The organism is Clostridium moniliforme (assembly GCF_017873235.1).
GTDB classification, from domain to species: Bacteria; Bacillota; Clostridia; order Clostridiales; family Clostridiaceae; genus Clostridium; species Clostridium moniliforme.
This window is the reverse complement of record NZ_JAGGJZ010000019.1, coordinates 1-6,133: the sequence shown is the minus strand read 5'-3', so window position 1 is coordinate 6,133 and position 6,133 is coordinate 1. Positions and strand designations below refer to the sequence as shown.

General features: G+C 25.5%; 7 protein-coding genes. 6 read left to right on the top strand and 1 reads right to left on the bottom strand.

Annotation, left to right across the window (positions count from 1 at the left end; translation table 11 throughout):
- Nucleotides 1–6 precede the first annotated feature (6 nt).
- The 4 genes from mobC (at nucleotide 7) to J2Z53_RS12615 (ending at nucleotide 2,052) form a co-directional block, all read left to right on the top strand.
- Nucleotides 7–174, top strand: coding sequence for a plasmid mobilization relaxosome protein MobC (gene mobC / locus J2Z53_RS12630; RefSeq protein WP_242830437.1), 168 nt, complete (start codon nucleotides 7–9; stop codon nucleotides 172–174).
- Nucleotides 175–181: 7 nt separating this feature from the next.
- The gene (locus J2Z53_RS12625; RefSeq protein WP_209797817.1) at nucleotides 182–1,246 is read left to right on the top strand and encodes a relaxase/mobilization nuclease domain-containing protein; all 1,065 of its coding nucleotides are present in this window, start codon (nucleotides 182–184) and stop codon (nucleotides 1,244–1,246) included.
- A complete protein-coding gene (locus tag J2Z53_RS12620; RefSeq protein ID WP_209797816.1) occupies nucleotides 1,236–1,475 on the top strand; it encodes a hypothetical protein in 240 nt (79 codons plus the stop codon). Before J2Z53_RS12625 ends, J2Z53_RS12620 begins: the two co-directional genes overlap by 11 nt.
- 301 nt (nucleotides 1,476–1,776) lie before the next feature.
- The gene (locus J2Z53_RS12615; protein WP_209797815.1) at nucleotides 1,777–2,052 is read left to right on the top strand and encodes a CopG family transcriptional regulator; all 276 of its coding nucleotides are present in this window, start codon (nucleotides 1,777–1,779) and stop codon (nucleotides 2,050–2,052) included.
- 256 nt (nucleotides 2,053–2,308) lie between these two features.
- On the opposite strand, the gene J2Z53_RS12610 is transcribed toward J2Z53_RS12615, so the two are convergent.
- Complete coding sequence (locus J2Z53_RS12610) at nucleotides 2,309–3,289, bottom strand: M28 family metallopeptidase (protein ID WP_209797814.1); 981 nt, start codon at nucleotides 3,287–3,289, stop codon at nucleotides 2,309–2,311.
- Between the two features lie 148 nt (nucleotides 3,290–3,437).
- On the opposite strand from J2Z53_RS12610, the gene J2Z53_RS12605 reads away from it, so the two are divergent.
- Both J2Z53_RS12605 and J2Z53_RS12600 read left to right on the top strand, forming a co-directional pair.
- Nucleotides 3,438–3,791: an SH3 domain-containing protein gene (locus J2Z53_RS12605; RefSeq protein ID WP_209797813.1), complete on the top strand. Its 354-nt coding sequence runs from the start codon at nucleotides 3,438–3,440 to the stop codon at nucleotides 3,789–3,791.
- A gap of 2,109 nt (nucleotides 3,792–5,900) precedes the next feature.
- The coding region (locus J2Z53_RS12600) for a plasmid mobilization protein (RefSeq protein ID WP_209797812.1) at nucleotides 5,901–6,133 on the top strand (233 nt) is incomplete at its 3' end.

Here is a 6,133-nt window from a genome sequence, read left to right as displayed (position 1 = left end):
ATAATTGTGGTAGATGGATTAAAAGAAATTCTTTTGGAGCTATCAAGAGAAGGAAATAATTTAAATCAAATAGCAAAAAAAATAAATGAAGGAGAGCAAACAGATATAAAAGAAATGAAAAAAAATCTAATGGAGCTATGGGATTTAATTGAGAAAATTTTAAAAGGAGAGTAAAAAAATAATGGCAATAATAAGGTGTTTACCAGGAACGAAAAGTTTAAAAAATCAATTAAAGTATTTAGAAAAAGAAGGTAAAACATTAGAAAAATTAAAAGAGGGAATTAATTGTACTACTGATAATATTGAAAAAGAATTTAATATAGTAAAAGAAATGTACAACAAAAAAGAAGGAAAACAATATTATCATTACACACAAGCATTTAGTAAAACAGATAAAATAACTCCTGAAAAAGCTCATGAAATCGGTAAAGAATGGATAGAAAAAAATATAAAAGGATACCAAATTTATTTAGTAACTCACATAGATAAAGAACATATCCATAATCATTTTTTAATAAATTCTGTAAGTATTGAGGACGGAAAAAAGCTTCAGATAAGTCCAAAAAAATTAGAAAAAATGAAAATAGAAAGTAATAAAATTTGTGAAAGAGAACATTTAAAAAAAATAGATTTAAATAAAAAAAGTTCGATTTTTAAAACTGATGGAGAATATAGAATTGAGAAAAGAGGTCAAGAAACTTGGAAAGGAGAACTTAGAGAAGTAATAGAACTTGAATTAAAAAAATCAAAAAATTTAGAAGAGTTTAGAGAAAACTTAAAAGAAAAATATGATGTAGAAACTAGGGTAACTAAAAATACAATAAGTTATAAGCACCCAACACAAAATAGAGCAGTAAGAGGGAAAAGATTAGGTGAAAATTATACAAAGGAGAGTGTTTTAAATGAGCTTAATAAACAAACAGACAGGACAATCAGCGAAAGAAATAATGGAGGAAGAGAAAAAAATATCAGCAAGAGAACAGTTGAAGGAGCTGAACAAAATAAGCAAACAGGAACTAGAAAACAGCCTTTTGAAGGAAACTTTAACAGAGTATATGGAAGTATTGGAGAAATTGAAAGAGGAGCAAAACAATTTTCTATTAAAGCAAGAGAAGAAGATCAACGAGCAAGAGAAGAGAGTGAGAGAATTAGAAGAGAGCAACAAAATGCTAGAAAAGAGCTTGAACAGAGAGTTAGAGAAGATGGGAGAAAATATAAAACAAGAGGTTTTAACATTGAGAGATAATTCAATAAAGGTAGTAGAAAAAACCAATGAAACATTAAAAGAAAATGTAATAAGAAGTGGAAATAAGTTAAAGGAAATAGTAGAAGAAACAGAGAAAGTAAAAAATAAAGCAGATAGAGAAGTAAAAAGTTATTTTGATAGGCATAAGATCATTGATTATTTAGTGTATATAAACTTGATAATCACACCAATATTATTTTTAATTATTATATATATATTATTTTTTTAAAAGTAAGGAGAAAAATTTATGAAAAAAGTAAGTGAAAGAAATATGAGAATATTTGCGACAATATGTGTTTTGATAGCAGGAATATTAAATTAATAGAAAAGAGTAATGATTATACCCCTATTTGTTATATGGATTCAGAAAAAGGAGAAATAAAATATAAAAGTTATAGTAAAGAGGAACAAGAAAAAATTTTAATAGAGCTTGAAGCGTTAAAATTAAAAATAGAGAAAAATTTAAATTAAAATAAAGGTTTTTTTGTGTAGCTACAGAATTAATTCAGTAATGAAAGTGAGGTTTTTTTGTGGCTACAAAAGTTATAAAAGATGAAATTATAAGGGTTAGAGTTACATCAGATCAAAAAGAAAAACTAAAAAAAATTGCAAAAGAAAAAGGCAAGAGTATGAGTGAAATTTTAAGTGTAGCTACAGAAAATGAAATAAAAAATTATGAAGAGAAACAAAAAATTTATGAAAAAATTTGTGAAAGAGTTGTAGCTACAGAAGAAAAAATTCAAAGCTTAAAGAATAATTTAGAAGAACGTAAATTGAAAAGTAAAAAAAGTTTTTGGAGGAAATAAAATTGAATTAGGTAATAATGGTTGATTATATAATCTATTGGGTAAAGTAAGGGTATTTCGTGGGCATTTAGTGGGTTGCTTTTGGGCAAAATGTGGGCATTTGGAAAATTTCTTGTCACCATTGAAATGCTAGGCTTTGCCTAGCCTAGCAACTTATTTGGGAGCTGTTTCTCCTTATGCTCTTATCATAAACTGGGAAAACTTTTCAAAGTTTGATTTTTTTAATTCTATTAAATTTACTTTTAATAGGATTTATTTAATTAAATTTTTTTATTAAAGATATAATTGATTTTGAAATTTTATTTATTAAGTCTATGTCTAAATTTTTAGGAGTATCATTTTCATTTAATATATAATCCTGTATTCCTATTTGGGCTATTTGCATATTAGGAATGTTAGCTTTTTCAAAACTTATATAATCACTAACCCCTTGATTTCGCTCAAATGCCATTCGAGTTTTAGGTGTAGAAAATGTATCCATATGCTTAACACCATACTCATCATATGTTTCTTTAAGTAAATCATATAATTTTTGAGAGATATCTATTTTACTTAAATTTTTTATAGCCATAGGTTTATTATTATTTACACCAATACAATCTATATTAATGTTAAACATTTCATCATATACATCTTTTATATCTTTAATAAAGGCTTCACTACCTTTAAAACGGTTCATTTCTAAATTAGTTAAACAAAATACTATATCATAATTTAAAGAATTAGATTTAGAATATTCTTTCAAAGAGTTAGCTATATTAATTGTACTTGCAACTCCTGAAGCATTATCAAGAGCACCATTAAACCATGCATCAAAATGTGCAGTAAGTATTATAGCTTTTTTAGAATTATTACCTGAAATTTTGCCTACAACATTACTGGCTTCTTCTATTTTTTCATTTTCAGATTTGTATTTGAAAGTATTTAAGTATGAATTATTAAAGACGTATTCTAGATCGAGTTCATTAAATATTTTTTCTAAATATTTAGTTGTTTTTTTATTGCCTTCAGTTCCTGCTTCCCTACTTTTGATTTCATCAGAACATAAAAATTCAATTATTTCTTTTGTATTGGGAACTTGAGTGATTTTATTATCTTCTATTTTTTTATCATTGTTTTTAGATATAAAGTTTTCATCTTTTGAAGTAGATTTATTAAGTTTATCATTAGAAATATTACAACTAACAAATGATAAAGTAAGTATTAATAAAAAAAATACTTTAAGTAAAGTTTTCAATATAATCCTCCTAAATAAAAAATAATTTAATTAATATATAGTATAGACATTTAAATAAAAATATAACTTAATAAGATTTTAATTAACAAATATTTAAATATATGTTAAAATATAGTTGAAATATTTTACAAGTTTATGGGGAGTGATAATGAAGTATTCTAAATTATTATCAGTAATTATGTTAGGAACAATAATTACTGGAGGCGTTATTGGTAGTAATTCAATAGAAGAAAAAGTAAATGCAGCACCGATAAATGAATCTAAAATAGAAGTTAATAATGAGAGTAGCAAAGAAATTGGAGCATTTATTGTTACTGCTAAAAGTGGAGCAAATCTGAGAAAGGGACCAGGAACTAATTATGCAATAATAAAGGCATTTCCAAAAGGAACAGTTTTATGGAGAGTAAAGCCATTGCCTGATAAAAATGGATGGTATAATGTTGAAACAGAAGATGGTAGATATAGAGGATGGATGCATGAAAGTACTGGATATCCTGATTAATATATTATTATAAAATTAGTTTTTTAGAGTTTTTTAGAAAAATATTTATATATAAAAGGAGGATTTTAAAAAAATCCTCCTTTTATATATAAATATTTTAAGGTAATTATATAATAGTTTATTCAAATAAGGTGCGAATATTAAGTTCAATTTAAATAAATATTGAAGACAAGTAGACTTAGGTGAGTGTATATAAACATTGTAATAAAAAATTATATTCCTTAAGAATCTTAAGAATTAAGAAAAAAATATAGTTAAAAAGATTAAAAATAATAAATTAAATATATAAAGTTAAAATTAATAGTTTACATTATAACAAAAAAAGCGTAAAATTAAGACATAAAATTTCCAATTTTTTTGAGGTATTCTCAATTAGAACTGGAAATTACGAAGTGAAAAATTGAATAAAAAAAAGCACTAAAAGTTAGTGCTGTTTTTTTCAATTTCGGTTCAATAAATCGCCTGAGAAACGATTTATTGTAACTCAAGGTACTCACACTACCAAGAAGCTAAGGACAAGCCCAACCGAAGATTTGATATCAATTGATATACATTAAGTATAGTAAATAGATAAAGAATTTTCAAGAGGTAAATTAAAGAATGTTCAAGCTTAGGTACAAAGTACCTAAGCTTTTTTTGATAATAAACATAATTTAATTATTGAAAAATCCTAAAATATAAATTAGGTAAGTGGTTAAAGGAATAACACTATAAAAAACTGATCGGCTTACCACCGATAACAGCTCCGTTAGAAGGAAAGAGCTAGTTCTTAGACAAGCTATTTAAGAATAATAAAAATAGTTTCTTAGTAGTGGAGTGCCTGTCCTAGTGGAGTTTGCATTAGCTCCTAGGGGTGTGTGTAGAGTTACGTGGTAGTATGCTTGATAAAACTAGACCTAAGCAAGAGTGATACACATAGTGGTTGGAAGCCACGGGATTGAATGCGATACGGATACCTCAATGGCTCCAAGCCATTAACCATTAAAAAGTGTTTGCAAATCCCCTTTGTAGTATGTTAAATATATGTTTTGTGTACTACGAGGGGGGGAGCGAGCCGTTTCCTAATTCACCAAACCATTATATGAATTTAAAGTTAAAAGTCAATAAAAATATGAAAAGTCTTCGCGAAGGGGTTATATATTAATGAGATATTTTTTAATCATTATAATCTTATTTACGAGTATTTTAAATAAGATTATAATGTGAGTTTATAAGATTAATGTTTTAAGATAGTTATAAATTAGGATAGAAAATACTTTATTTAGAAAAAGAAGAAGTAAAATATAAAAGTTATAGTAAAGAGGAATGAGAAAAAATTTTAATAGAGTTCGAAGAAGTTAAATTAAAAAGAGAGAAAATCTAAATTAGAATAAAAATAAAGGTTTTTTATGTATCTACAGAATTACTTTAGTAATGAAAATGAGTTTTTTTTGTATCTACAAAATTTATAAAGAATGAAATTATAAGGGTTAGAGTTACATCAGATCAAAAAGAAAAACTAAAAAAATTGCAAAAGAAAAAGGCAAGAGTATTAGTGAAATTTTAAGTGTAGCTACAGAAAATGAAATAAAAAATTATGAAGAGCGAGAAAAAAATTATAAAAAATTTGTGATAGAGCTGTAGCTACAGAAGAAAAAATTTAAAAGATTAAATTAAATTTAGAAGAAAGAAAATTAAAAAATAAAAAAAGTTTTGAAAATAAATTAAAGTTTTTTTTCCCCTTATCAAGAAAATAAAACAAATAAAAAATTAGTAAATGGGCAAGGCTTCGCTAATAAAAAAAATATGTTTCAGCTAAAGATCCTTTCAGGAATTAATAGCAGCAACATATTTTTTTTATTACCCTTGACTAGTTTTTTTTATTTATTTTAGGAAGTCATTAAGGGGAAAAAAGGCTTTTTATATTTAGGTTGAATTCTCCAAAATTTAGGAGTAAAATTGAATTATAATATATGTATGCAAGATTAGTATTTGAGTACCCAAAAGGGCAACAAATACGACCGTAAAACAAGTTTTACTATCTTGCTTGGGTTAGGGCAAAGCCCTCCAAGACCACACCGAAAATCCTACGGATTTTAAAAATCAAAGATTTTTTTAAGGAGTAAATTTATGAGTGAAAATAGAAAAAGAGATAAGCAAATAAAATTTTATGTAACAGAAAAAGAGTATAAAGAAATAAAAAAGAAAGTAGAAAAATCAAAATTAAAGCAGACGGATTATTTAATAAAAAGTGCATTAAATAAAAAAATAATTGTGGTAGATGGATTAAAAGAAATTCTTTTGGAGCTATCAAGAGAAGGAAATAATTTAAATCAAATAGCAAAAAAAATAAATGAAGGAGA